The following is a 24,726-nucleotide window of genomic DNA, read 5'->3' as shown; positions in this document are numbered from 1 at the left end:
CGGGTCGTCACCCGGTGAGACACCCCGCTCGAACGGTGCTCGAAGTGACGTCGTACGCCTCGGGGTCGAATGCGGCCAGACGCCGGCGCATCCGGCCTGTCGACCAGGGCCAGCTGAAGCTGTTGCGGCCGTTGTCGTCCAGGTAGTAGCTGGAACATCCGCCCGCGTTGTAGACGGTGCGCGGAAGAGCCTGCTGGACCTCGGCACTGAAGGCGGCCTGGACCTCGGGCCGCACGTTCATGCTCGTCCAGCCCGCCGCGCGGAAGTGGCGCACCGCGGCTGTCACATAGTCCAGTTGCGCTTCGAGGATCGTGTACGCGGAGGAGTGCCCGGTACCGAGATGCGGCCCGAGCAGGACGAACGCGTTGGGGAATCCGCTCACCGTGGTGCCCAGATAGGCGTCCGGGCTGCCCTTCCAGTGGTCGTCGAGGCTGGCGCCGTCCGCGTCGAACACGCGGTGGGCGATCGGCATGTCGAGGATGTGGAAGCCGGTTCCCAGAATGATGGTGTCCACGTCCGCGCCGCTGCTGTCCGCGCCGATGACGCGGCTGCCGCGGACGGCCGCGACCGCCGTGGCGTGGACGGTGACGTTGGGCCGGGTCAGCGCGGGATAGTAGGAGTTCGACAGCAGCAGCCGCTTGCAGCCCAGGGTGTAGTCGGGCGTGAGGGCCCTGCGCAGCCGCGGGTCCCTGACCGTCGCCCTGAGGTGGAGCGTGCCCGCCTTCTGCACCGCGCGCAGCAGGGACGGGTGACGGAAACCGATGCCCAGGGTCTCCAGTGCCGCGTACTCCACGTTCCGCAGGGCCCGTTGGGCTGCCGGAAGGCGTCGCATCAGCCATCGCTCGGCATGTGGCACGTAGTGGTCGGGCTTGGGCAGCACCCACTGGGCGGTGCGCTGGAACAGATGCAGTCGCCCGACCTGCGGCTGGATGGCGGGGACGAACTGCACGGCCGACGCGCCGCTGCCGACGACGGCGACGCGTGTGCCCGTCAGATCGTGGTCGTGGCGCCAGCGCGAGGAGTGGAAGACCTCGCCGGGGAAGTCGGCAAGGCCCGGGATGTCGGGGAGCAGGGGTTCGTGCCAAGGCCCCGCTGCCGCGATCAGGAAGCGGGCCGCATAGCGGTTCCGGTCGGTCTCGACGTACCAGCGGGTCCGGTCGGGATGCCATTGCGCACGTATGGCCTCGGTGCCGAAGCGGATGAGCGGTGTGATGCCGTACCGGGCCGCGGTGTCATGGAGGTACGTGCGTATCTCGGGCTGGCCGGCGAAGGCGCGCGTCCACTCCGGATTGGGTGCGAAGGAGTACGAGTAGAGGGCGGATGGGACGTCGCAGGCGCAGCCGGGGTAGGTGTTGTCCCGCCACGTGCCGCCGAGGCCGTCCGCCTTCTCCAGGACGACGAGGTCGTGCACGCCCGCCTGGCGCAGTCGGACGGCGGCTCCGATACCGGACAGACCGCTGCCGATGATCAGTACCTCCACATCGCGGGTCTCACCGGTGACGGCCGCGACGGGCGTAGCTGACTGGGCCATGTCAGGCTCCTGTCCGGGCGTCGAGGCCGCAGTCGGTGTCGAGGCCGCGGTCGGTGGTGGGGCACGGAGCGGGTGAATCGGCCGACCGGAGGCATGCGCGGACGGCGGCTCGCGTCGTACGCAGGGATGTCTCCAGGACCGTCAGGCGACGCCGGGCGTCCATGAAGTTGCCTCCCATCACCTTCAGGTCGGCGGCAGTCGGCTCGATCCGTACGACCCGTGTACCCGCCGCCCGCAACGCGGCGCATTCGGCGTTCAGCGTGCGGGTCATGACGCGGCGCAGCAGCGCCTCCGCCCGGCCGAGTCCTCTGCGGGGTGCGGGAGACAGCGAACTCATCGGCGCCACGACGTACACCTCGTCCAGGCCGCGGGGCACCAGGAGGTCGGCCGAGGCGGTGGAAGTGATGCCGCCGTCCGCATAGCGCCGGCCGTCGATGCGCACGGGTGGAAACCATCCCGGGACCGCCCAGGACGCGCGCAGGGCGTCACGCAGGGCGACCGGCGGGGTGTCCGGATGCCCGAAGAGCGTACGCCGCCCCGTGTCGAAGTCGGTCGCCACCAGCCACGTCGCGGGATGGGTGACCCAGCTCCCGGCAGGGGCCAGGAAATCGGCCAGGTCCGCCAGTCGCCCGGCCGAGCCACGACCTTGGGGCAACAGTCCGGACAGGCCCGCCAGTGCGGGCACCCTGCCGGCCAGCGCGTGGCGCGCCAGCCGGGGCGACCCGGGGAAGAGTGCGGGTCGTGGCGGGGTGCCTCGGGGCGGTGCGGCGAAGTGGCGGAGCAGCTCGGGTCGGGCATCCGGGCGGGCGAGTTGCGCGGCCAGGAGTTCCGCCACGCCGATGCCGCTGCCGAGCATGGCCGCGACTTCGGCCCCGGCCGAGGTGCCGACCAGGACCTCGGCGTCGCGCGGGTCCCACTGCGCGGCCTGTTCGAGTGAATGCAGAGCACTGATCGTCCAGGCCGCGCCGAGCGTTCCGCCGCAGCCCAGCACCAGTCCGCGGGAGGGGGTGGTTCGTCTGCCAGTCATCGTCACTGAGTACTCCGCCCAATCGGGATACCGGTGAGATCGGGATACCAGTGGTATCCGAAAACGGGATACTAGCGGTATCCGAGTGCGCTGGACAGCCCGTGCCAGGGTTAGGATCCGAGAGCTTGTCGGGAACTTGCCGCGCCGGAGGGGAGGGAGAACGCGATGGCCCGCCTCAGCCGCGCCGAGAGCCAGGAACGCACTCGGGAGCGACTCGTCGCCACCGCGCGGGACCTGTTCCTGCACAACGGCTACGGCGCCACTTCCCTGAGTGAGGTGGCGGAGACGGCCGGCTACTCCAAGGGCGCCGTCTACTCCAACTTCCGCGGCAAGGGCCACCTGTGCCTGGCCGTCCTGGATGACATCCGTGCCGAACAGCTGACCCTGCTCACCGACTCCGTCATGCGTGACGCCCGGATCGACGAACGCCTGGCGATGTTCACCGCGTGGGGCGAGGCACACATCGGCGACGAGGCCTGGACCACGCTCGAAGTCGAGTTCCTCACCCAGGCCCGGCACGACGACGAGCTCCGGGGCGAGATCACGGCGCGCGTCGGCGCGATCCGCGAGGCACTCGCCCAACTGCTCGACGCCCTGGCTCAGGAGCTGGGCGTCTCCCTGGCCATGCCCGCCGACCAGGCCGCGATGACTCTGCTGAGCCTCGGCATCGGACTCGGCATCCAGCGGATCAACGACCCCGCCGTGCCCACGACCGTGCTCACGGACACGCTGCGACTCATCCTGCGCCCGCATCAGTAGGGACGGATCCTGCGCCGCATCAGTAGGGACGGACCGCTTCCGATCGTCCTGCGGGGCGCCTCGGTCCGTTCACCCCGAGGCGTTCACGGCGCGCAGCACCGCGTCCGCCATCCCGCGCTCGCCGCGCGCGTTGGGGTGGACGGCGGCCGCGGGGCTGCCGGGGCGGAGGGGTTCGATCCAGCGGGTGTCCTCGGGCGAGCAGGCGTTGTGGTCCCGGGAGGGCGTGTACGTGTCGACGTACGTGGCCCCGGCCGCCCCGGCCCGCACCCGCAGGGCCTCGTTGAGCTCCTGCTCCGTCTCCCGGAGATAGGTGATGTCCCCTGGGGCGATGGGCAGTTCGCGGCCGCAGACGGCGCCGTCGGACGGCAGGATCGCCGGATAACCGACGACGTAGACACGGGCTTCGGGCGCGCGCCGCCTGACCTCGCTCAGCGCGCCGGACAGCCGTTCGCCCGCGGCGGCGACCAGCCGCCGTGCGCTGTCGGTGCCGTTCTTGACGTAGTACTTCCGGCAGGGGGCGTCGTCCGAGATCGTCCCGCCGTCGAGGGAGCTGTATGCCCCTCCCAGGTCGACGCATCGCGTGATCATGGCGATGAAGTCGATGTCGTTGCCGCCGATGCCGATCGTGACCAGCCGGGTCTTCGAGGAGAGGGCGGCGAGTTGGGCGGGGTTGGTGCCGTCCCTGGTTGCCTGGGGTGCGGTGAGGTCGGCGATGGTGGCGCCGCTGCAGCTCACGTCATCGAAGTCGGCCGCTTTCACGCCGAGCCGGGCGGCGACCTGGGTCGGGTAGTTGTGGTCGGAGCGGCCGCATCCGGCGGGCTCTCCGGTCCGGTCGGGGATCTGCTGGCCGGCGGTGTAGGAGTCACCGATGGCGACGTACGCCCCCTTCGAGGCCGGTGTGGCGGCGCCTCGGGCGGTTCCGTCACCGTCGTCGTGTGCGACGCCGACGACGGCGGCCAGAGCACCGACTGCCAGGAGGAGTCCGGCCAGTACGGCCCGTAGGCGTGTCGTCATCAGCGTGTCCTGTCGTGCGGGGCGGGCGAGGGCGGTCTCCGAAGGGCCACCGGATGAGCTCCGGGGATGAGCATCCTTCCTACTTTCGAACGACACCACCGGCCTCGAAGTGTGTCCCTTCGGGCGCCGAAGTGGGCCGTGACCGTTCCTAGTTTGGTCCTCGGGCCGCAGCGGCCCGCTCGGCGCACCCCCCTTCTTCCGTGGGAGTACTTCCTTGGCCACGTTCCTCTATCGGCTGGGTCGGCTCGCCTTCCGGCGACGGCGACTCTTCGTGATGTTCTGGATAGTCGTCCTGGCCGCCGTCGGGATCGGCGCGGCCACCGTGTCGGGCGAGACGACCGACGGCTTCACCCTTCCGGGCACGCAGTCGCAGAAGGCGCTCGACCTGCTGCGGAAGGAGTTCCCCCAGGCATCGGCCGACGGCGCCACGGCCCGGGTCGTCTTCGAGGCGCCCGGCGGCCGGAAGCTGACCTCCGGGACGCACCGGACCGTGATCGAGTCGCTGGTCGCCGAGCTGAAGACGGCACCGCAGGTGGCGAACGTCGCCGACCCGTACGCCAACCACCTGGTGAGTGCGTCCGGCAGCATCGCCTACACCCAGGTGACGTACAAGGTGGGCGAGCCCGACATCAGCCAGGCGGCGCGGGACGCCCTGGACCAGGTCGTCGACCAGGGCGAGAAGGCGGGCCTGGCGGTGCACCTGGGCGGCAACGCCGTCCAGGGCAAGGCGGGGGCGGGCCCGGCCGAGCTGATCGGTGTCGCCGTCGCCGCCGTGACGCTGGTGATCACCTTCGGTTCGCTGCTCGCGGCCGGGCTGCCGCTGCTGACCGCGGTCTTCGGTGTGGGGATGGCGATCTGCGCTCTGACGATGGCCACCGCGGTCTTCGACATGAGCTCCAGCTCCTCGACCCTGGCCCTGATGCTGGGCCTGGCGGTGGCCATCGACTACGCCCTGTTCATCGTCTCCCGCTACCGCAGCGAGATCCGCGACGGCCACGATCCGGAGCGGGCCGCCGGACGGGCCCTGGGCACGGCCGGCTCTGCGGTGGTCTTCGCCGGTCTGACCGTGGTCATCGCGCTGGCCGGGCTGAGTGTCATCGGCATTCAGAACCTGACCACCATCGGCCTCGCCGCCGCTTTCGCGGTCGTCGTCGCCGTCCTCATCGCGCTGACCCTGCTGCCCGCCGTGCTCGGCTTCGTCGGTGCGCGCGTCATGCGCGGCGGGCTCAAGACCCGCCGACTGCGGGCGCTGGAGCGCGGCGAGGGCGAGGCGCTGGGTGTGCGCTGGGCGAAGTTCGTCACCCGCAACCCGGTGAAGGTGCTGGCTGTCTCGGTCACCGCGCCGGCCGTCCTGGCCCTTCCGGCGATGTCACTGCGGCTGACGCTGCCCGACGACAGCATGGCCGCGCCCGGCAGCAGCGAGCGGATCGTGTACGACATCGTGACCAAGGGCTTCGGCGACGGCTACAACGGCCCGCTGACCGTCGTCGTCGACGGCCGCGGGAGCGACGACCCGAAGGCCGCCGCGCGGGAGTCGGTCGCGCTGCTGCGCGGGCTGCCGGACGTCGCCGCCGTCGGCACGGCCACCTTCAACCAGCGCGGCGACGTGGCCGTCATCAGCGCCGTACCGAAGAGCGCCCCGACCAGCCAGGCCACCGAGGACCTGGTCTCCGACATCCGCGACCGCGGTGCCGGCCTGCGCAAGGACACCGGCGCCGACCTGATGGTCACCGGCCTGACCGCCGTGAACATCGACGCCTCCACCAAGCTCGGCGCCGCCCTGGTCCCCTACCTCGCGGTGGTCGTCGGCCTGGCACTCGTGCTGCTCCTGCTGGTCTTCCGCTCGATCCTGGTCCCGCTCAAGGCCGCCCTCGGCTTCCTCCTCAGCGTCGTCGCCACGCTCGGCGTCGTCGTCGCGGTCTTCCAGTGGGGCTGGCTGTCGGACGTCTTCGGCGTCGACCAGCCCGCTCCCGTCGTGAGCTTCCTGCCGATCTTCATGGTCGGCGTGGTGTTCGGGCTCGCGATGGACTACGAGGTGTTCCTGGTGACCCGGATGCGGGAGGCGTACGTCCATGGCGCCGGGCCGACCGAAGCGGTGGTCGCGGGCTTCAGGCACTCCGCCCGGGTGGTCACGGCCGCCGCGGCCATCATGATCTCGGTGTTCGCCGGGTTCCTCCTGGACGACGTGCCCCTGATCAAGTCCATGGGCCTGGGGTTCGCGTCCGCGGTGCTGTTCGACGCCCTGGTCGTCCGGATGACCATCGTGCCCGCCGTCATGGCACTGCTCGGCCACCGGGCCTGGGCTCTGCCCGGATGGCTGGACCGGTTCCTGCCGAACGTGGACGTGGAGGGCGAGAAGCTGCGGCACCTGCCGCTGGACCCGGTCGGCCCCGCGGCCGACCGGCAGCCCGAGCCGGTGCCACCGGCGCCGATGCGCGTGGACTGACCGGTCGGCCGTAGAGTCCGAGCGGATCGGGCGGCCACCCGTCGGAGCCAGGGCCCGTACCTGTCGAGTCCACCCGTCGCCGCCCGCCGGTCCCGGATCCCCCCGGGGGCCGGCTGATCCTCGAACAGCACCCCGACATGACGGTCGTGGGCGAAGCCGCCCACGGCGCCGAGGCGGTCCGCAAGACCGCCGAACTGCGCCCCGACGTGGTCCTGATGGACGTCCGTATGCCCGGCATGGACGGCATCGAGGCCACCCGCCGCATCGTCTCGTCCGGCGGCCGCTCGCGCGTCCTGGTGCTGACCACCTTCGACCTCGACGAGTACGCCTACGACGCCCTGCGCGCCGGAGCCGGCGGCTTCCTCCTCAAACATGTGCAGCCCGACGAACTGGTGGCCGGTATCCGTGCGGTGGCCGCCGGAGACGCGGTGATCTCGCCGGGCCTGACCCGCAAGCTCATCGAGGCCTTCTCCGACCGCTTCCCCGGCCGGACACCCGCACAGCAGCAACGGCTGTCAGCCCTGACCGAACGTGAACGCGAGGTCCTCACCGCCCTCGCGACCGGCCTGAGCAACGCCGAGATCGCCGACCGGCTCTCCGTTGCCGAGACCACCGTCAAGTCCCACGTCAGCCGCATCCTCACGAAGATCGGCGTCCGGGACCGGGTCCAGGCCGTGATCTTCGCGTACGACACGGGGCTGGTCCGACCGGCCTGAGGAGCCACGGTTCGATCACTAGGTCGCCGTCGGCGTCATGATGTGCTGTTCGACGAGCTCGTACGACCTCAAGCGGTCGGCCAAGGCGTAGACGGGTGTCACCAGCATGAGTTCGTCCGCCTGGGTCGCGCTCACCAGGTCCACGAGCCGCTTCGCCACGATGTCGGGTGAGCCGTGGGCCTGGTGGGCGCGGAAGCCCGCCAGGGCCTGCCGCTCCTCTGCCGTGAACGGGTGGGCGGCCGCCTCCTCGGGCGTGGGGAAGGGGAAGTCGCCTCGTCCCTTGAGGAGTCCGGCCTTGACCACGTCCATGGGGCCCGCGAGCCGGGCCGCTGCCTCCTGCGTCTCGGCGCAGACCGTTTCCACGCAGATCAGCACACGGGGGCGCGCGCACCAGCGGGAGGGGGAGAAGTGCTCGCGGTAGTGATGGAGCGCGGCGAGGGTGTTGTCGGGGCGGATGTGGTGGGCGAGGGCGATCGGCAGTCCGAGTTCGGCGGCGAGCGCGGCACCGGCTGTGCTCGATGACAGCAGCCATGGCTCGGGGAGCGGGCCGAGGGCTGTCTCCTCCACCAGGAAGCGCAGGATCGCCGACACATCGTTGCGGTACTCGTCGTCGGTCGTCGGCCCGGCCCCACGCCGCAGGGCTCGCGCGGTCGACTCGTCGAAGGTGCCCGGGCCACGGCCGATGCCCAGGTCGATACGGCCGCTGTGCAGTGCGGCCAGCGTACCGAACTGCTCGGCCAGCATGATCGGGGCGTGGTTCGGAGCGAGGACGCCTCCGGATCCGAGCCGGATGGCCGACGTCGACGCGGCCGCGTGGGCGGTCAGGACGACGGGCGGAAACGCTCCGATGGCCGGGGAATGATGATGCTCGGCGTACCAGAGTCGCAGGTAACCGAGCTCTTCGATGCGCCGGGCGAACTCGGTCGTGTCATGTAACGTGTCCGCGGCCGAGGTGCCCTTCTGGACCATGGCGACCTCGAGCGCGCTGAACGGAACGGTGATCATCCGGTCAGTATAGGAAGCGCCCCTCGGCGCCCCTGAGCGCTCCCCAGCGGCCAAGTCGCCGCGGCGCAAGGCCGATCGGCGTGCCGGCGGCATCCGCAACGCGCGCCGGGCGCAAAGGATCGAAGTGTGCCCATACCGAGCCTCCGCACGCTCTTCGCCGGGGACGTTCCCTCGCGGGACGATGCCGAAGCCGCCCGGGCCGGCCGTACACGACGATGACGAGGAGCGGAACATGGCTGTGGTGATGTCCATGAGCTGGGCCGGGGTGACCCCCGAGCAGTACGACACGGTGCGCGACGCGGTGGCTTGGGAGGAGGCCCCTGCGGCGGGCGCGCAGATGCACGTGGCCTGGTTCGACGGCCAGGGGCTCCACGTGGTCGACGTCTGGGAGTCGGAGCAGGCCTTCCAGGTCTTCTTCGCCGAACGCATCGGCCCCGCGGTCGAGAAGGCCGGCATCGCCGGCACACCCGACGCCGAGTTCACTCCGCTGCACAGGCGCTTCATCGCCCCCGGAGTCAGCGGCGTCGGGTGAGCCGGCCACCGTGCCCGGGGGCGACTTCTCGCCCCCGGGCACGGTGGCAGTGACTCGCGGTACGCCTGCCTTCCCATTGACATACGCCAACGCCTGTTGGTTGAGTGGATCAGCCACTGGGCCACTGGGGAGGGCAAGATGGAGACACTGCCACGCGAGACCATTGTCGATGTCCTGGAAGGCCGTCTGCGCGAGGACATCCTCACCGGACGGCACCCCGCCGGGAGTTACCTGCCGCCGGAGCGGCAACTCGCCGACGGTTACGGCGTCACCCGCACCACCCTCAAGCACGCGTTCGGCCGCCTTGTGCAGGCGGGTCTGCTGGAGACCCGGCACGGTGTCGGCACCCGTGTGCGCGACTACCTGCGCCTGGGCGGAGCCGACCTGCTGCCCATGCTCGTACGGCACAGCCCCGACTGGATCGGTGAGATCTTCGAAGTAAGGCGCAGCATCGGAGCGTTGATCGCCGAAAGAGCCGCGGCCCGGGCGACCGACCGGCAACGCGCCGAGCTGCGCCGGCTGCTCGCGGCCGTCGGGGAGGCGGAGGACGGCGACGCCGTGCAGCTCGCGGACATCGAGGTGCACCGCGGCCTGGCCCGCGCCACCGGGAACCGGGTCTACGTCCTGCTGACCAACACCCTCTTCAACGCCTACCTGCCGGTGCGCGCAGCGCTCCGCGGCCCGTTCACGGACGCCGCGGCAGCCCGGGCCCGCCTGGAGCCGGTGATCGACGCGGTCACCGCAGGCGACGAGGCCGCCGCCCGTCGGGCGGCCGACGACTACCTGACGACGACCGAGCACATCATGCTGGAGGGCCTCGCGTGAGCGCGGACACCAGCACCCCGCACCACAGCGAGCGGGACACGGGCACCAGCGGTGACGCACCCGCTCGCGGCACCGTCTTCAGGGAGACGATGCTCGGCTCGCTGCGGCTGGACGACGAGGACCGTACCCGCCGGGTACGGCTCGACCTGAGGGTTTCGGCGGACCGCGTGATGCGGCTGACCGGTACCACCGAGGCCCGCGCCGGCGGCCGGGTGCGGATCGCCGGATGGGCCGACGACGCGGACGCCGAGGGCGAGTTGGAGATCTCACCGCTCGCGCGACGCCGTATCCGCTACCGCATCGCGTTCACCGCCCACGGTCGCCGGCTGACGCTCGACGGCTGGAAGTCCGTGACGCCGCTGAGGCCCGTCGCCTCGATGACCGTACTGCCGTACACCCTGTACGAAGACGGCGTACGGATCGGCACCGGAACCCTCCGATTTCCGGTGACCACGCAGCTCGTTCCCTTCCTGGCGAGCTTCCGTTTCCCGCTCCGGGAGAACACGGACGCACTCCTCGCCCCGCGCTGGAACGGTGAGCCGGGCCGTACGGAGGTCTGGTACACCACCCTCACCGACCCGGCGACCGGCAGCGGGCTGTGGCTCCACCACGAACTCACCGCACCCGCCGACGGCTCCGCACCGTACGCCCACGGCTGGGCCGCGGTCTTCCCCGAGGACGGCCCCGTACGGCACGCCCGCTTCGGTCCCGCCAAGTGGACCCCGGACGCGACCGGATTCAGCGTCGACGGCATCACCGTCCGACCCGGAGCGCTGACCGGCGAGGCGGAAGGCGGCGCGCTGCGCTGGGAGCTCACCGAACGGCCCCTGGCCGGGCCGCTGTTCACCTTCCCCCGATGGTCCTGGCGCCGCCCCCTGCTGCCCGCTGCCCAGATCCTTCCCGCCGCGCGGGCCCGCTACGACGGCACCTTCACGCACGACGACACGACACTCACCCTCACCGCGGCCCCGGGGGCGTCCGCCCGGATCTACGGCCACGGCAACGCCCGTCGCTGGGCCTGGCTGCACGCCGACCTCGGCGGCGGAGACGTCCTGGAGATCGTCGCCGCCGTCTCCATGCGTCCCGGCCTGCGCAGGCTTCCTCCCCTGGTCTTCCTGCGCCTGCTGCGCGGCGACCGTACCTGGCCGCGGCGGCCCGAGCGCCCGGCGGTCGGCTGGGCCGGACCGGGACGTTTCCGCGCCGCCATCGACCTGCCCACCTGGACGGTGTCCGGCCGCGCGGGACTGCGCCGGATCCGCGTGGCGGTCACCCAGCCGCCGGACCGCACGCTCGCCCTGGACTACACCGATCCCGACGGTGCCCACGCCGTCTGCCGCAACAGCGAACGCGCCGACGCGCACGTCCTGTTGGAGCGATGGTGGTTCGGCGGCTGGCGCACCGAGGCCGAGTGGACGCTGAGCGGAACGGCCCATGCCGAGGTGGGCACGCGATGAGCCTCACCGGCCTGGTGGCCGCCCTCATCGCCGACGACGGCACCGCCGACTGGCCCGCACGCGTCCCCGCGAGGCTGGAGACGGTCCTCGCCTCGATGCCGCTCGCCGCCCGGACCGGCATACGGGCGGCGGCGCACGGCCTGGACACATACGCCAGAGCGCGGACCGGGCGCGGACTGGCCGTGCTCACCCACCCCGAGCGCGAGTCCGTACTCGACGGCATCGGCACACGACCCGCACTCCTGGCACTGCTGGACGTCGTCAAGGTGCCCGTCCTGCTCGCGGCAGGAACCGAGCGCATGCTCGACCACGGTCTCGCCGCACCCCCGCTCACGCGGAAGGACCCACCGCTCGACTGTACGCCCGCCCACGAGTGGCCCGCGCGCTCCACCGCCGACGCCGTCGTCATCGGCTCGGGCGCGGGCGGCGCCATCGCCGCGCGGACCCTCGCGCGGGCCGGGCTCGATGTCGTCGTCCTCGAAGAGGGACGGCACCACTCCACCGAGTGGTTCGCCCGGCGCACCCCGCTCGACCGGTTCGCGGAGCTCTACCGGAACGGGGGAGCGACCTTCGCCCTCGGCCGCCCGCCGCTGCTGCTGCCCGTGGGCCGGGCCGTCGGCGGCACCACGGTCGTCAACTCCGGTACCTGCTACCGCACTCCGGACCATGTCCTCGCCCGCTGGGGCACCGACTTCGGGTTCACCCTCGCCGACGGCTTCGGCCCCCACCTGGACGAGGCCGAGCGCACGCTGCACGTGGCCACCCAACCCCTGGACGTCCTCGGCAACAACGGCCGGATCACACTCGACGGGGCGCACACCCTGGGCTGGCGGGCCGCACCCCTGCGCCGCAACGCGCCCGGCTGCAAGGGCTCCTGCCAGTGCGTCGTGGGCTGCCCGACCGGCGCCAAGCAGAGCGTGCAGCTCTCCGTGCTGCCCGACGCCTGCGCCGCGGGGGCCCGCATCGTCACCGAAGCACGGGTGGAGCACCTCCTCGTCGACGCGGACCGGCCCGGAGGCCCGCGCGCGGCCGGGGTGCGGATACGCCGGGAGGGCGGCGCCATGGAGATCCTCGCGCCTCTGGTCGTCGTGGCCGCGGGCGCCCTGGAGTCGCCGCCGCTGCTGCGCCGCTCCGGCCTCGGCCGGCATCCCCGGCTCGGCCACAACCTCAGCGTCCACCCGGCCACGAGTGTCGCCGGGCGCTTCGCCCAGCCGGTCACCGCCTGGGAAGGCGTACTGCAGAGCGTCGGAGTGGAGGAGCACCATCACCAGGGCGTCCTCATCGAGGCCACCGCGACTCCGCCGGGGATGGGCTCCTTCGTCCTGCCGGGACTCGGCGCCGAGCTGCGCGGCGAACTCGAGGGCGCCCACCGGCTCGCCACCCTCGGCGCGATGATCGCCGACCGGCCCTCCGGCCGCGTGCTGGGCCGTGACCGTACCCTGCTCCGCTACGACCTCGACCGCCGCGACGCCGGCCGGCTGATGCGGGCGGTACGTGCCATGGGTGAGCTGCTCTTCGCCGCGGGCGCCGAGGAAGTGCTCACCGGAATCACCGCCGCACCCCGGGTCCACAGCCTCGCGCAGCTCGACGCCGTTCTGGCCGGCACCGGCGTGCGTCAGCTCCATCTGTCGGCGTATCACCCCACCGGCACCGTCGCCGCGGGTGCGGACCCGCAGCGCTTCCCGGCGGACGCGGCGGGACGGCTCCGCGGGGTGCACGGTGTGCTGGTCGCCGACGCGTCCGTACTCCCCGGCTGTCCCGAGGTGAACCCGCAACTGACCGTCATGGCGGCGGCCTTGGCGGTCACACAGGCGCACCTGGAGTCGTGACGCGCGGCCACGCACCCAGGTGGCCGGGTGGCCGAGAATGAACCCCATGGACCATCTGCTGCACCTCGACCGCACCCTCGACGAGCTGGACCCGCCTCGCTGGACGGCTCCCGCCGCCGACGCGACCCACTTGGTCCGCGAGGTGCATCGACTGCGGCGCGTGCCGCTGGGCGAACTCCGTCCGGCGGACCTGCGCACGCTCATCTCACAGCGGGTGGCTCTGCCGTACGTCCTGCCCCTCGCGGTGAGCCTTCTGCTCGGGGAGCCGCTGCTCGACGCGTACTTCTACGAGGGGGACCTGCTGCTCGCGACCGTGGAAGCCCCGGCCTCGGCCTGGGCCGTGCTGCCGGATCCCGCCGCGCGGCTGAGCGCCGTGATCGCGACTCTGCCGGAGCAGGCGATCGCCGGCCTGCCGCGCGGCGCCGCCCGGCAACTCACCGCCTTTGTCGAGGGACCGGGATCGCCTCGTTGACCCGGTCCGGTATCGGATCGCGCGAGGCGGTTGCCGGCTGGGACGCTGCCTGCATGGATCGTGCTGAGGTACTCCTCATCGGCGGACGAGCCGGCGTCGGCAAGACCACGGTGGGGTGGGAGGTCTCGGCGCTGCTGCGCGCCGCGGCGGTCTCGCACGCGGTCATCGACGGTGACTTCATGGGGCAGGTGCACCCCGCGCCGGAGGGGGATCCTGACCGTTCGGAGATCACCGAGAGCAATCTGACTGCCGTGTGGGCGAACTTCGCCCAGCGTGGATATCGCCGTCTGATCTACACGAACACGGTCAGTGTGCTGCCCGAGGCGACGGGCATGTTCCAGCGGTCCATGGGGGCCGGGGTACGGATCGTACGCATCCTGCTCACCGCCTCCGATGCCACGGCCCGCGAGCGGCTGGTGGGCCGGGAACTCGGCTCGGAGCTGGAGAAGGAGCTGCGAGGCAGCCTCCGCAAGGCACGGCTCCTGGACCAGCGGGCGTCCGAAGACACGGTGCGGGTGGTGACGGACGGACGTCGAGTCGTGGACATCGCACGGGACGTGCTGGCCGCCACCGGCTGGACCGGGCCTCACTCCACCTGAGCGCCGGCTCCGGTGACGAGGGCGAAATGGGCTCGGCGCCCACATTTTCCGAACTGCTGTCGCAAGAACTGTTATCCGGGGTGCCTGCATAGGTCTCCCAGGCATCGGACATCATCGTCTGGCGTCAAGGACAGGGAATTCTTCTTATGAGTACACAGCACACGGTGGAGTCGGCGGCGTTGGTGACCGCTGCCCGCGAGGGCGACCTGCAGGCGCAGGAAGCCCTGGTCAACGCGTACCTTCCGCTGGTGTACAACGTCGTGGGCCGGGCGCTGAACGGTTCGGTGGACGTGGACGACGTGGTGCAGGACACCATGCTGCGGGCCCTGGACGGGCTGGGCAGCCTGCGTACGCCCGAGAGCTTCCGCTCCTGGCTGGTGGCCATCGCCATGAACCGCGTCCGTGCGTACTGGCAGGACCGGCAGTCCGCTCCGGGTGCCGTGGAGGACGCCGGCGAGTTCGCGGACCCCGGCGCCGACTTCGTGGACCTGACCATGATGCGGCTGCAGCTGTCCGGGCAACGCCTGGAGACCGCGCGTGCGACGCGCTGGCTGGAACCGGACGACCGGAGTCTGCTGTCGCTGTGGTGGCTGGAGTGCGCCGGTGAGTTGACACGCGCGGAGACAGCGCAGGCCCTGGAGCTGTCCCCGCAGCACACAGCGGTGCGGGTGCAGCGGATGAAGGCGCAGCTCGATGCGGCTCGCGTCGTCGTGCGGGCACTGGAGGCGCAGCCACCGTGCGAGGACCTGCGGGCTCTGCTGGCGCCCTGGGACGGTCGGCCCTCCCCGCTGTGGCGCAAGCGCATAGCCCGCCATGCCCGCGACTGCGTGCGCTGCACGGGTCAGTGGAGCGGGCTGATGCCCGCCGAGGGCCTGCTGGCCGGCCTGGCACTGGTACCGGTATCGGCAGCACTGCTGTCGAACGTACGCGACACCCTCGGTGCGACCGCGCCGGCCGGTTCCGCAACGCCACTCGACGCGGCGGGAAGCCGCGACGGGGCCGGCAGCGCCGTGAAGCACCGCTCCACCGGGGAACAGGTGACCTCACGGGCCGCGGCGCGCCGGCGTCGCAGGAATCGGCAACGGGTCGTCGGCGGTGCTATCGCGGCGGCCTGCCTGGTCGGCACCGGTATGTGGTACTTCGATACGGATTCCGGAGCGGGGACGGAAGGCACCGCCGCGAGGCAGACACCCGCCGCTCCACTCGCGGAGGTCGAGACGCCCGACGCCGCCGCAAGCTCGCCTTCGACCTCGCCCTCGGCGTCGGCCTCGCCCTCGAAGTCCGCGTCGAAGAGCGCGAGCCCTTCCGCGAAACCGCGCACGGCCAAGAGCGCCCCCGCGTCGAAGAAGCCGCCCCAGGCCGTTCAACGTGCGTCCAGCACCCCGACCGCGCAGTCGGCTCCGGCAGGCACCGTTGCGCAGGTCATCGCGCTGGTCAACAAGGAGCGGGCGTCCGCCGGTTGCGGACCTGTCACCGACAACGCGCAGCTGCGCGACGCCGCCCAGAAGCACTCCGACGACATGGCCGCGCGCAACTTCTTCGACCACACCAACCCCGACGGCGACGGCCCCGGCGAGCGCATCACCGCCGCCGGTTACCGCTGGTCCACGTTCGGCGAGAACATAGCCAAGGGCCAGCAGAGCCCGGAATCGGTGATGGACTCCTGGATGAACAGCCCCGGCCACCGTGCCAACATCCTCAACTGTTCCTTCAAGGAGCTCGGCGTGGGCGTCCACAACGGATCCGGCGGCCCATGGTGGACCCAGGACTTCGGTACGAAGCTGTGATGCCCTGCGTGTCGGTCAGTAGGACGAAAGCCCGCGCGGGTTCGCCCGGGGCGAAGCAAGATGGGAAGGGTGAAGCGTACGGAGGAGGTCGGCTCGTGGTTGACTCGCAGGCCGTGGTCGTCCCGCCGGCCAGGGCCACGCTGTTCCTCGTGGTCACGATCGCTCCGGGCCAGGAGGACACGGTCCGCGGTCTGCTGCAGGATGTCTCGGGACTGCGCCGCTCGGTCGCCTTCCGTGCCCCCGACGACGCTCTCAGCTGTGTCGTCGGTATCGGGTCGGGAGCCTGGGACCGTCTCTTCGGTGGGCCGCGTCCACGGGACCTGCACCCGTTCGTGGAACTGGCCGGTGACCGCCATCGCGCCCCTGCCACGGCGGGAGACATCCTCTTCCACGTGCGAGCCCGCCGTATGGACCTGTGCTTCGAACTGGCGTGGCTGATCACGGACCGGCTGCGCGGCGCGATCACCGTGGTCGACGAGGTTCATGCCTTCAAGTACTTCGACGAGCGTGACCTGCTCGGTTTCGTCGACGGCAGCGAGAACCCCGAAGGCCGGATCGGGGACGACGCGGTGTTCGTCGGCGACGAGGACCCCGACTTCGCCGGGGGCAGCTATGTGATCGTGCAGAAGTACCTTCACGACCTGACGGCATGGCGCGCCCTGCCGGTGGAGGAGCAGGAGAAGGCCATCGGGCGGACGAAGCTCGCCAACGTCGAACTCGCCGATGACGTCAAGCCGGCCGACTCCCACGTGGCACGCACCACCATCACCGACGACAACGGCCGCGAGCGCAAGATCGTGCGCGAGAACATGCCCTTCGGCAACCTCGGAGAGGGCGAGTTCGGCACGTACTTCATCGGCTACGCGCGTACCCCGGATGTGATCGAACAGATGTTGAGGAACATGTTCCTCGGTGACGGTCGGGCAACGCACGATCGCATCCTCGACTTCTCGACCGCGATCACCGGGTGCCTGTTCCACGTACCGACCGTCACCTTTCTCGAAGACCCGCCCGCCGTTCCCGCCGCTCCCGGCGTGACGGCGAGGGCAGCGGATCAATCCGGTCCGCCCGGTGACTCGCCGAGGGACACCACCACCGCGGTCGCCCGTCCCCCCGGCGCGTCGTAGCTCACGAGGTCGCCGGTGCGGTGCCCGAGGAGGGCGCGCCCGAGCGGGCTGTCGGCCGTGACCATGGTCTGGTCCAACTGCACCGCCTCCGCGTCGATCCGAAGCGTCTCCACCGTGCCGTCCGCGAATCTGACCGTGACCGTGCTGCCCACACCGACCACATCGGTGGAGGGCGGGCCCGCTTCGGCAGCCTGACGCAGCCGCGTGCTGATCTCCGAGATACGGGCGTCCAGGCGTTCGAGCTCATTGGCGCGCTGCAACTCGTCGGCCTCGTCGGCGCGGTCGCCGACCGTGTCGTTCTCCCGCAGGGTCGCCGCGACCGTCTCGCGTTCGGCGCGGAGGTCGGCAATCTCCTGCTCCAGGGCGTGACGGGCGGCGTCGCTGATCGGCGCGGGTTCGCTGGTCATGCCTGCTCCTGAGGGTGCGAGGAGGAATGCGTTTGAAATGGTGGAAATTCCACATTTTCGACCATATTAGCCCGCCGCTAACCACCGGCCCGGCCGGTTCGGATGAACACCGCGACAGCGGTCATGTCCGCTCGTCGGGAAGTTCGATCTCCGCCCAGATGGTCTTCCCGCCGGTGTGCTGGCGTGTTCCCCAGCGCTCCGCGAACTGGGCGACGAGCAGCAGGCCGCGGCCACCCTCGTCGAAGGTGCGGGCCCGTCGCAGGTGCGGTGCGGTGCTGCTGCTGTCGGAAACCTCGCAGATGAGCGTGGCGCCGCGGATCAGACGCAGCCGGATGGGGGGTCGCCCGTAGCGGATCGCGTTGGTGACGAGCTCGCTGACGACCAGCTCCGCCGTGAAGGCCACGTCGGGCAGCCGCCAAGCGGTCAGCCGGGCCAGGACCTCCGCACGGGCACCGGCCACCGCGGTCGGGTCGGAGGGCAGGTCCCACGTGGCGAACCGGCTCGTGTCGAGGGCTCGGGTCCGGGCGAGCAGCAGGGCCACGTCGTCCTGCGGCTGTGCGGGGAGCAGGGCCTGAAGAAGGTCGTCGCAGGTGGCCTCCAGCGACTCCACGGGCCGCTCGAGGCACTGGCGCAGCAGTGCGAGGCCGTTGCCCAGATCGTGCTCGGTACCTGCGACGAGGCCGTCCGTGTACAGCGCGAGGAGGCTGCCCGGAGGAAGCTCCCACTCGATGGTCTCGAAGGGCAGCCCGCACACACCCAGCGGAGGACCGGGAGGAATGTCGACGAAGTCGGCCGTGGCGTCGGCTGTGGCGTCGGCTGTGGCGTCGCGTGTGACGACGGCGGGCGGCGGGTGCCCCGCGGAGGCGGCCGAGCAGCGGCGCGAGACCGGGTCGTAGATCACGTACAGGCACGTGGCGACGAAATCGGTGGAGACATCGAGGGCGGACCCGGACTCCGCGGGGGTGTCCTCTTGCGCGGCGACGTGGGTGACCAGGTCGTCGAGCTGGGTGAGCAGCTCGTCGGCGGGGAGGCCGACGTCGGCCAGGGTGCGTACCGCGGTTCGCAGGCGTCCCATGGTGGCGGAGGCCCGAAGGCCGTGTCCCACCACGTCTCCGACGACCAGCGCGACCCGGGCGCCCGACAGCGGGATCACGTCGAACCAGTCGCCGCCCAGCCCCGCCCGGGTACGAGCGGGGAGGTAGCGGTAGGCCACCTCGACCGCGTCCTGGGCGGCGAGGCGACGCGGCAGCAGGCTGCGCTGCAGGGCCAGGGCGGTGTCGCGTTCGACCGTGTACCGGCGGGCGTTGTCCACGGCCACGGCGGCCCGTGAGCCGATCTCCTCGGCGAGGAGCAGGTCGTCCTCCTCGAACGGGTCCTGGCGCCGGTGGCGGACGAGGACCGCCACACCCAGAGCGATGCCGCGGGCGCGCAGCGGAATGACCATGAGGGAGTGGATGCCGAACGCCCGGACCACTCCCGCCCGCTGGGGGTCGGCCTCCTGCCAGCTCCGGACGGCTTCGTCCAGCGTGCGGTGCAGCGAGGGCAGGCCGGTGGCCAGGCAGCGGACCGGGGGAGCGGACTCGGGGTATTCGTCCACGTCTCCCGGCTGGATCACCGCCTCGGGCACGCCCGGCAGGACGGACTGTTGCGCCACGCGACGCAGGGCGACGGTCCCCGTGGCGGAAGGCCTCGGCTCGACTCCGTGGAACAGGCAGTCGAGCAGGTCGACGGTGACGAAGTCGGCGAGCCGGCCGACCGCCACGTCGGCCATCTCCTGGGCGGTCCGTGTCACGTCCAGGGTGCTGCCCACCCGCGTACTGACGTCGTTCAGCAGAGCGAGCCGTTCCCGGGCCAGGTGCTGTTCGGTGACGTCGAGCGCGGAAACCTCCACGTGCCGTACCTGACCTGCCGGAGTTCTGAGGGGGGACACCTTGATGGACCAGACCCTTTCGGGAGCCTCGGGCCGGGTCCTGCCGCGCACAAGGAAATCCTCGGGTTCCCCGGTCACGAACACACGGCCCATGCCGTCCTCGACCGTCCGGCAGATGTGGGGCGGCATGATCTCGACGACGCGTCGGCCGCGCATCTGCTCCTCGCTCATCCCGAGCTCGCGCGTGGCGCCGACGCTCGCCCGCACGACCCGCAACGCGGAGTCGTACACCATCACGCACAGATGACACTGCGCGAATGCCTCCTCTCCCGTTGCCCGGTCCGATTCCGTCAGCTGCGGCGGTGTGACCACGATCAATCGCTGCACGCGGCCTTCGCAGTCGCACGACGGATACGCCCGCAGCTGGACCGCCACGTGCCGGCCGTCCCGGTGCCGGAGCAGGGTCGTTCCGATTCGTCCGTCGAAGGCTGAACCGATGTCCCTGTCGATGTCAGCGTCCGAACCGAGCAGACGGATCACGGGGCGGCCGACAACCTCCTGGCGGGGGTAGCCGAGCAGACGCTCGGCGCCCGCACTCCACCCGGTGACGATTCCCTGAGCGTCGACGACTGCGGTGGCTGAGGCCGCCGGATCCGGGTGCGCGCCGGAGCCGCTACCGGGCGGGGTGGCACAGTCCATGTCGATCATCGCCCATTCTGCCCCCAAGGACACCCTGGCTTCGGGAGATGCCGCCGAGACCACAGGTCGCCCGAAGCCGGACCACTCGGCGTTCGACCCCGTATTCCACTTCTACCGTCCTTCTCTCCAGCTCGCGCGCCGTGGAAGGGTCGGCTGCGCGCATCACGGCCGTCGCCGCCGTTCAGCCGCCGTACGTGGCGTGAGCGCCGCGTCGCCGCGGGTCACGGAAGGAGAGCGCTGCCGAAAGGCGTGCCGTTCCAGCATGAGCAGGGCCGGCAGGCGGCCGTGGACGACGAGGCCAGCGTAGCCCTCCTCGTCCCGGGCGCAGGGGGTGTCGTAGTGGATGCGGTGGGCGTTCGCGGTCAGGGCGCTGAAGCGGAAGAGCAGCACCGGGTGCGAGGGAACCAATGAACTGACCGCGACGCAAGCCGAGTTCGAGTTCATCCACAGCCGAACAGTTCTTAGGATGATCCGATGATGAGCGACTCCGCGACGCAGGCCGCTGTAAGCAACGATGCCCTCGCGGCGGCGGAGCCCATCCCGTGGGCGGAGCGACTGGCCCGGTTCGGTCACTCAGGACGTTCCCGCACCGACACCCGCGAACGTCTGGTCCCACCCTTCCGAGAACCGGGAACCCGTTTCTGGGCGGCCGTGGGGTTCGGCCCTCCGGTGGCGTACCGCGTCGCGCGGGCAATGGGCTGGCTCGGGCCGGTCCTCGTCGCCGCCTTCGCCGGAGCGCTGCGTTTCTGGCATCTAGGCCAACCACGGGCCGTCGTCTTCGACGAGACGTACTACGCCAAGGACGCCTGGGCGTTGTTCCACCTCGGCTACGAGGGGACCTGGCCGGACCGCAAGGTCTCCGACCCGCAGATCCTGGCGCATCCCCAGGTGATCCCGCTCTCCGACGCCGGAAGTTTTGTGGCGCATCCGCCGATGGGCAAATGGGTTGTCGCTCTGGGTGAGTCGATGTTCGGCCTCAACCCGTTCGGCTGGCGATGTGTGATGGCCGCACTGGGCACGCTGTCGGTGCTGATGCTGTGCCGCATCGGGCGCCGGCTGTTCCGGTCGACCGCGCTGGGCTGTCTGGCGGGGACCCTGATGGCGGTCGACGGCCTCCACTTCGTGATGAGCCGCGTCGCGCTGCTGGACCTCGTCGTCATGGTGTTCGCGCTGGCGGCCTTCGGGTGCCTGCTGATCGACCGGGACCGGTCGCGAGCCCGGCTGGCCGCGGCTCTGCCGGTGGGCGAGGGCGGATTCGCCGGTCCCGACCAGGACACCGGCGACCGCGCCGGGACGGGACCGCGTCCCTGGCGCATCGCGGCCGGCCTCTTCCTGGGACTGGCGGCCGCCTGCAAGTGGAACGGCCTGTACTTCCTTGCCTTCTTCATGGTCATGACCGTGCTGTGGGACGTCGGCTCCCGCCGCGTCGCCGGAGCACGCCACCCCTACCGGTCCGTGCTGCGCAAGGACCTCGGCTGGTCGGTGCTGTCCATCGTCCCGGTCGCGCTGGTGACCTATCTGTCGACCTGGACCGGCTGGTTCCTGACCGACAAGGGCTACGACCGGCACTGGGCGGACGACCACGGCGGCCCCTGGTCGTGGATCCCGGCACCCCTGCGCAGCCTGTGGCACTACGAGTACGGGGTCTACCGGTTCAACATAGGGCTGCACACCCCCCACCCCTACCAGTCCAACCCGTGGAGTTGGCTGGTCCAGGGCCGCCCCGTCTCGTACTACTACCAGGCGCCGAGACTCGGACAGGACGGCTGCCATGCGGCGTCCGGCTGTTCCCGGGCGATCCTCGCCCTCGGTACGCCGCTGCTGTGGTGGTCGGCATGCTGCGCACTCGTGTATCTGCTCTACCGGTGGGCGATGCGCCGCGACTGGCGCGCGGGCGCCGTCCTGTGTGCGGCGAGCGCTGGATATCTGCCGTGGTTCGCCTACCAGGACCGTACGATCTTCTCCTTCTACGCGGTCAGCTTCGTGCCGTACCTGTGCCTGGCGGTGACGATGATGGTGGGTGCCCTGCTGGGGCCGCCGGGGTCGAGCAGGACGCGCCGGACCCGAGGAGCGATGGCCGGGGGAACCCTGGTGCTGCTCATCATCTGGAACTTCATCTATTTCTTCCCTCTGTACACCGGTATGACGATCCCGTATTCCAGCTGGCACGCGCGGATGTGGCTGGATTCCTGGATCTGATCCCCGGCGAGCGGCGTGTGCGTCAGGGGCGGAGGTGCCTCAGGGTGAACTCGGGCAGGGCGTAGGCGCCGGCCTGGGGTGCGGCGGGGTCGGCCGGGAGGTCCGCGCCGGGGATGTTCCCGGCGTGGAGTTCGGCGTCGTCGACGGGGGTGTAGTCGAGTACCGCCGGTGTGGGGAGTTCCCAGAAGCGGCGCGTGTTGGCGGAGACGGCGTATGCCGCGGCGAAGCGGGTGGAGGGGGGCGCGGTCAGAGCGGCCCGGATGTAGCCGACGGCGTCGCGCGGGCTCAGCCAGGTCGCCAGATGCCGGGGCTCGGTGGGCGCATGCTCGAAGCTGCCGATGCGCAGGCAGATCACGGACAGCCCGAACTTGTCGGCGTACAACTGCCCGAGGGCCTCGACGGCCACCTTGCTCACCCCGTAGAGCCCGTCGGGGCGCGCCGGCTCCCGCGGTCCGGTGAGATGCGCGACGGGGTAGAAGCCGGTCACACGGTTGCTGCCGGCCAGCACCACCCGCTTGATCGCCGTGCGCCGCGCCGACTCCAGAACGTTGTGCGTACCGAGCACGTTGGCCTGAAGCAACTCATCGAGTGGCGCCTCGTCCGGCACACCGCCCAGATGAAGCACGCTGTCGGCCCCCGCGAGCGCCGCCTCCACGGCCACCGGGTCCCGCAGGTCCACGGTGTGCACGTCCTCGTTCTCGGCCTCCGGCCGAAGCGGCACACGGTCGAGCAGGATCAATCGCGCCGCGTCGCGCCGCAGGGCCTCCCGTACCACGGAACCGATGTTCCCCGCCGCACCTGTCACCGCGACCGTTCCCAGACTCACAGCGCCCCCACCTGTTCGACAACGCACGCATCATCGCCGCCGGTCATCCACGCATCAAACGGTTTGGAGCGGGGGTCGCTTCATAATCGATCGCGTGAACGGATCTGCCCGGGCACAATCGCCGCATGCCGACCACTGCGGAGCAGTTGGTCTCCGCACTCGAACCGCTGTCGTTCCCGGAGCGCCTCTCCCTGACCGCGAGGACTGCCCGCCGGCTCGCGGACGACGGGCAACTCACCCCGCTTCTCGCGGACCTGGACTCGCGTGGGCCGTACGCGCGGAGGCTCGCGGCGCTGGCAGCCTTCGTCGGACGGGACGCCGGGTTCCTCGCGGAGCGGCTGGCCGACCCCGCCCCCGTCGTCGCCGGATACGCCCTGCGCGCCGCACGCGTCCTGCCCGTGCCGGACCGGGCGGTGGAGGCGGCGTACGACGACGCACCGGCCGCGCTGCGGCACCGGCTGGCCCGCCTGTTCGCCTCCGGCGGCCGTACCGCACTCGCGGAGCGGCTGGTGCCGCGGCTTCGCGCGGAGTGGGGCGACACCGAGGCTGCGCGACTGCTGCCGGCCTGCTCCACCTCCTTCGTGTCAAGGGAGCTGCCCGGTCTCGCGCACGCCGTCGACTGCTGGCCGAGGCTCGCGAGCAGGCATCCCGACCCGGTGCTGGACCACGCCGAGAACGCGCTCGGGTCGCCGTGTACGCGGCGGCACGTGCCGCACGCTTCACCGCCCCGTCCGAACTCGCCCTCTCACTGGGCGCGTTGCTGACCGGGGAGCAGCCCGCGAAGGTGACCTCCCGCAAGGAGGCCGTACGGCTCGCGGCCCGCTTCCTGCCGCCGAGGCAGGCGTCGGCCCTGCTGGCGGACGCCTTCCACGCCGCCGACCAGCACCCGGACGTGCGGTCCGCGGTCGTCCGCGCGCTGCCACCGCTGCTCCGTGAGCCCGCGGCCCGGCACCTCCTCGCGGACGCCGCACGCGACGACGCCCTGGCCGTACGCGAGGCCCTCGTGGCGGTCACACCCTGGGAGCTGGCCGACGCGCACCGCCGTGAGTATGCCCCCGTCGTCGGCGCCGCGTATGACACGTACCTGGCGCCCGACGGATCCGTGAGCTACACCACGCTGCTGGCCGTGGGTGTCTGGTGCCGTTACGATCCCGAACTCGCTGTCCGGCTCTCCCGTACCGTGTGCGATCTCGGCGCCCGCACGCTCTGGCGGTACGCGGCGTGGGTGCTGCGCGACCTGGCATTCTCCGAGCTGCCGCATCCCGTCGGCGGTGCGGCGCCGGGCAGTGTGCTCCATGGTGCGGTCGCCGAGTTGCTGGCCGCGATGCACGGGCCCGACGGCGACTGCGATGCGCTGGAGAACCGGGACCGGCCGGCACTGCAGCGACTGCGGACCCTGGTGTCACCCGGCTACGGCGCGGACGAGCGCCCCGAGGTTCTCGAAGCGCTCGCCGGACAGCTGGCGTCGGAGCCGCTGCTGATGGCCGAGCGCGCAGAACTGCTGGCCCGGTCGCTGCTGCGCCTCCTGCGTGGGCACCCGCACCCCGATGTGCGACACGAGGCGTACAAGACGACGACGGAGACGCAATGACCGCGAGCCGT

22 protein-coding genes are annotated in these 24,726 nt (G+C 71.3%); 14 read left to right on the top strand and 8 right to left on the bottom strand.

Translation table 11 applies throughout. From position 1 onward, the window contains the following. Positions 1-7 precede the first annotated feature (7 nt). Entirely contained in the window at positions 8-1,531 is a 1,524-nt protein-coding gene (locus tag ACIPSA_RS25225) for a flavin-containing monooxygenase (RefSeq protein ID WP_402638243.1), read from the bottom strand. Between the two features lies 1 nt (position 1,532). Further along, positions 1,533-2,558, bottom strand: a complete 1,026-nt coding sequence (locus ACIPSA_RS25220; RefSeq protein WP_402638242.1) for a patatin-like phospholipase family protein — start codon at positions 2,556-2,558, stop codon at positions 1,533-1,535. Positions 2,559-2,723: 165 nt separating this feature from the next. Between ACIPSA_RS25220 and ACIPSA_RS25215 the strand changes: the two genes are divergently transcribed. After that, positions 2,724-3,317 (top strand): TetR/AcrR family transcriptional regulator, encoded by a 594-nt coding sequence (locus ACIPSA_RS25215; RefSeq protein ID WP_402638241.1) that lies wholly within the window; start codon positions 2,724-2,726, stop codon positions 3,315-3,317. A 69-nt stretch (positions 3,318-3,386) separates the two neighbouring features. Here the strand turns inward: ACIPSA_RS25215 and ACIPSA_RS25210 are convergent, their stop codons facing one another. Next, positions 3,387-4,331 carry an SGNH/GDSL hydrolase family protein gene (locus ACIPSA_RS25210; protein ID WP_402638240.1) on the bottom strand — a complete coding sequence of 315 codons (945 nt, stop codon included), beginning with the start codon at positions 4,329-4,331 and terminating at the stop codon, positions 3,387-3,389. A 214-nt stretch (positions 4,332-4,545) separates the two neighbouring features. Between ACIPSA_RS25210 and ACIPSA_RS25205 the strand changes: the two genes are divergently transcribed. Together ACIPSA_RS25205 and ACIPSA_RS25200 are read left to right on the top strand one after the other, a co-directional pair. Next, entirely contained in the window at positions 4,546-6,777 is a 2,232-nt protein-coding gene (locus tag ACIPSA_RS25205; RefSeq protein WP_402638239.1) for an MMPL family transporter, read from the top strand. 113 nt (positions 6,778-6,890) lie between these two features. Then, positions 6,891-7,493 (top strand): response regulator, encoded by a 603-nt coding sequence (locus ACIPSA_RS25200; RefSeq protein WP_402638578.1) that lies wholly within the window; start codon positions 6,891-6,893, stop codon positions 7,491-7,493. Positions 7,494-7,511: 18 nt separating this feature from the next. On the opposite strand, the gene ACIPSA_RS25195 is transcribed toward ACIPSA_RS25200, so the two are convergent. After that, on the bottom strand, positions 7,512-8,498 hold the full coding sequence (locus ACIPSA_RS25195; RefSeq protein WP_402638238.1) for an MsnO8 family LLM class oxidoreductase: 987 nt from the start codon (positions 8,496-8,498) through the stop codon (positions 7,512-7,514). Between the two features lie 232 nt (positions 8,499-8,730). On the opposite strand from ACIPSA_RS25195, the gene ACIPSA_RS25190 reads away from it, so the two are divergent. The 8 genes from ACIPSA_RS25190 (at position 8,731) to ACIPSA_RS25155 (ending at position 17,123) form a co-directional block, all read left to right on the top strand. Beyond that, positions 8,731-9,030, top strand: coding sequence for a hypothetical protein (locus ACIPSA_RS25190; protein WP_402638237.1), 300 nt, complete (start codon positions 8,731-8,733; stop codon positions 9,028-9,030). 138 nt (positions 9,031-9,168) lie between these two features. Next, entirely contained in the window at positions 9,169-9,855 is a 687-nt protein-coding gene (locus tag ACIPSA_RS25185; protein WP_402638236.1) for a FadR/GntR family transcriptional regulator, read from the top strand. Then, positions 9,852-11,309 carry a hypothetical protein gene (locus tag ACIPSA_RS25180; RefSeq protein WP_402638235.1) on the top strand — a complete coding sequence of 486 codons (1,458 nt, stop codon included), beginning with the start codon at positions 9,852-9,854 and terminating at the stop codon, positions 11,307-11,309. The genes ACIPSA_RS25185 and ACIPSA_RS25180 overlap by 4 nt, the downstream gene beginning before the upstream one ends. Further along, positions 11,306-13,138, top strand: a complete 1,833-nt coding sequence (locus ACIPSA_RS25175) for a GMC family oxidoreductase N-terminal domain-containing protein (protein ID WP_402638234.1) — start codon at positions 11,306-11,308, stop codon at positions 13,136-13,138. The genes ACIPSA_RS25180 and ACIPSA_RS25175 overlap by 4 nt, the downstream gene beginning before the upstream one ends. Before the next feature lie 46 nt (positions 13,139-13,184). Next, positions 13,185-13,610, top strand: a complete 426-nt coding sequence (locus tag ACIPSA_RS25170; protein WP_402638233.1) for a contact-dependent growth inhibition system immunity protein — start codon at positions 13,185-13,187, stop codon at positions 13,608-13,610. A 53-nt stretch (positions 13,611-13,663) separates the two neighbouring features. Continuing rightward, complete coding sequence (locus ACIPSA_RS25165; RefSeq protein WP_402638232.1) at positions 13,664-14,209, top strand: hypothetical protein; 546 nt, start codon at positions 13,664-13,666, stop codon at positions 14,207-14,209. A gap of 146 nt (positions 14,210-14,355) precedes the next feature. Next, positions 14,356-15,996, top strand: a complete 1,641-nt coding sequence (locus ACIPSA_RS25160) for a sigma-70 family RNA polymerase sigma factor (RefSeq protein ID WP_402638231.1) — start codon at positions 14,356-14,358, stop codon at positions 15,994-15,996. A gap of 95 nt (positions 15,997-16,091) precedes the next feature. Next, the gene (locus tag ACIPSA_RS25155) at positions 16,092-17,123 is read left to right on the top strand and encodes a Dyp-type peroxidase (RefSeq protein WP_402638230.1); all 1,032 of its coding nucleotides are present in this window, start codon (positions 16,092-16,094) and stop codon (positions 17,121-17,123) included. Here the strand turns inward: ACIPSA_RS25155 and ACIPSA_RS25150 are convergent. From ACIPSA_RS25150 to ACIPSA_RS25140, 3 genes are all read right to left on the bottom strand, one after another. Beyond that, positions 17,051-17,530: a GreA/GreB family elongation factor gene (locus ACIPSA_RS25150; protein WP_402638229.1), complete on the bottom strand. Its 480-nt coding sequence runs from the start codon at positions 17,528-17,530 to the stop codon at positions 17,051-17,053. The two genes, ACIPSA_RS25155 and ACIPSA_RS25150, sit on opposite strands and share 73 nt — an antisense overlap. A gap of 121 nt (positions 17,531-17,651) precedes the next feature. Beyond that, complete coding sequence (locus tag ACIPSA_RS25145) at positions 17,652-20,108, bottom strand: SpoIIE family protein phosphatase (protein ID WP_402638228.1); 2,457 nt, start codon at positions 20,106-20,108, stop codon at positions 17,652-17,654. Positions 20,109-20,261: 153 nt separating this feature from the next. Further along, positions 20,262-20,489, bottom strand: coding sequence for a hypothetical protein (locus tag ACIPSA_RS25140; RefSeq protein ID WP_402638227.1), 228 nt, complete (start codon positions 20,487-20,489; stop codon positions 20,262-20,264). Between the two features lie 84 nt (positions 20,490-20,573). Here ACIPSA_RS25140 and ACIPSA_RS25135 point away from each other — a divergent pair, with 84 nt between their 5' ends. Further along, on the top strand, positions 20,574-22,298 hold the full coding sequence (locus tag ACIPSA_RS25135; RefSeq protein WP_402638226.1) for a dolichyl-phosphate-mannose--protein mannosyltransferase: 1,725 nt from the start codon (positions 20,574-20,576) through the stop codon (positions 22,296-22,298). Positions 22,299-22,320: 22 nt separating this feature from the next. Here the strand turns inward: ACIPSA_RS25135 and ACIPSA_RS25130 are convergent, their stop codons facing one another. Then, positions 22,321-23,124 carry an NAD-dependent epimerase/dehydratase family protein gene (locus ACIPSA_RS25130; RefSeq protein ID WP_402638225.1) on the bottom strand — a complete coding sequence of 268 codons (804 nt, stop codon included), beginning with the start codon at positions 23,122-23,124 and terminating at the stop codon, positions 22,321-22,323. A gap of 125 nt (positions 23,125-23,249) precedes the next feature. Here ACIPSA_RS25130 and ACIPSA_RS25125 point away from each other — a divergent pair, with 125 nt between their 5' ends. Together ACIPSA_RS25125 and ACIPSA_RS25120 are read left to right on the top strand one after the other, a co-directional pair. Continuing rightward, entirely contained in the window at positions 23,250-23,888 is a 639-nt protein-coding gene (locus ACIPSA_RS25125) for a hypothetical protein (protein WP_402638224.1), read from the top strand. Beyond that, the gene (locus ACIPSA_RS25120) at positions 23,816-24,715 is read left to right on the top strand and encodes a hypothetical protein (RefSeq protein ID WP_402638223.1); all 900 of its coding nucleotides are present in this window, start codon (positions 23,816-23,818) and stop codon (positions 24,713-24,715) included. Before ACIPSA_RS25125 ends, ACIPSA_RS25120 begins: the two co-directional genes overlap by 73 nt. Positions 24,716-24,726: the final 11 nt, after the last annotated feature.

The sequence above is a fragment of the Streptomyces sp. NPDC086549 genome (genome assembly GCF_044746205.1).
Classification (GTDB): domain Bacteria; phylum Actinomycetota; class Actinomycetes; order Streptomycetales; family Streptomycetaceae; genus Streptomyces.
The sequence above is the reverse complement of the archived record's forward strand: the minus strand, read 5'-3'. Positions and strand labels throughout refer to the sequence as shown.

Bases quoted from the DNA above. Each gene is read 5' to 3' on its own strand.
- ACIPSA_RS25225 (WP_402638243.1), bottom strand. From the start codon at position 1,531: ATGGCCCAGTCAGCTACGCCCGTCGCGGCCGTCACCGGTGAGACCCGC.
- ACIPSA_RS25220 (WP_402638242.1), bottom strand. From the start codon at position 2,558: ATGACTGGCAGACGAACCACCCCCTCCCGCGGACTGGTGCTGGGCTGC.
- ACIPSA_RS25215 (WP_402638241.1), top strand. From the start codon at position 2,724: ATGGCCCGCCTCAGCCGCGCCGAGAGCCAGGAACGCACTCGGGAGCGA.
- ACIPSA_RS25210 (WP_402638240.1), bottom strand. From the start codon at position 4,331: ATGACGACACGCCTACGGGCCGTACTGGCCGGACTCCTCCTGGCAGTC.
- ACIPSA_RS25195 (WP_402638238.1), bottom strand. From the start codon at position 8,498: ATGATCACCGTTCCGTTCAGCGCGCTCGAGGTCGCCATGGTCCAGAAG.
- ACIPSA_RS25190 (WP_402638237.1), top strand. From the start codon at position 8,731: ATGGCTGTGGTGATGTCCATGAGCTGGGCCGGGGTGACCCCCGAGCAG.
- ACIPSA_RS25185 (WP_402638236.1), top strand. From the start codon at position 9,169: ATGGAGACACTGCCACGCGAGACCATTGTCGATGTCCTGGAAGGCCGT.
- ACIPSA_RS25175 (WP_402638234.1), top strand. From the start codon at position 11,306: ATGAGCCTCACCGGCCTGGTGGCCGCCCTCATCGCCGACGACGGCACC.
- ACIPSA_RS25170 (WP_402638233.1), top strand. From the start codon at position 13,185: ATGGACCATCTGCTGCACCTCGACCGCACCCTCGACGAGCTGGACCCG.
- ACIPSA_RS25165 (WP_402638232.1), top strand. From the start codon at position 13,664: ATGGATCGTGCTGAGGTACTCCTCATCGGCGGACGAGCCGGCGTCGGC.
- ACIPSA_RS25160 (WP_402638231.1), top strand. From the start codon at position 14,356: ATGAGTACACAGCACACGGTGGAGTCGGCGGCGTTGGTGACCGCTGCC.
- ACIPSA_RS25150 (WP_402638229.1), bottom strand. From the start codon at position 17,530: ATGACCAGCGAACCCGCGCCGATCAGCGACGCCGCCCGTCACGCCCTG.
- ACIPSA_RS25145 (WP_402638228.1), bottom strand. From the start codon at position 20,108: ATGATCGACATGGACTGTGCCACCCCGCCCGGTAGCGGCTCCGGCGCG.
- ACIPSA_RS25135 (WP_402638226.1), top strand. From the start codon at position 20,574: ATGATGAGCGACTCCGCGACGCAGGCCGCTGTAAGCAACGATGCCCTC.
- ACIPSA_RS25125 (WP_402638224.1), top strand. From the start codon at position 23,250: ATGCCGACCACTGCGGAGCAGTTGGTCTCCGCACTCGAACCGCTGTCG.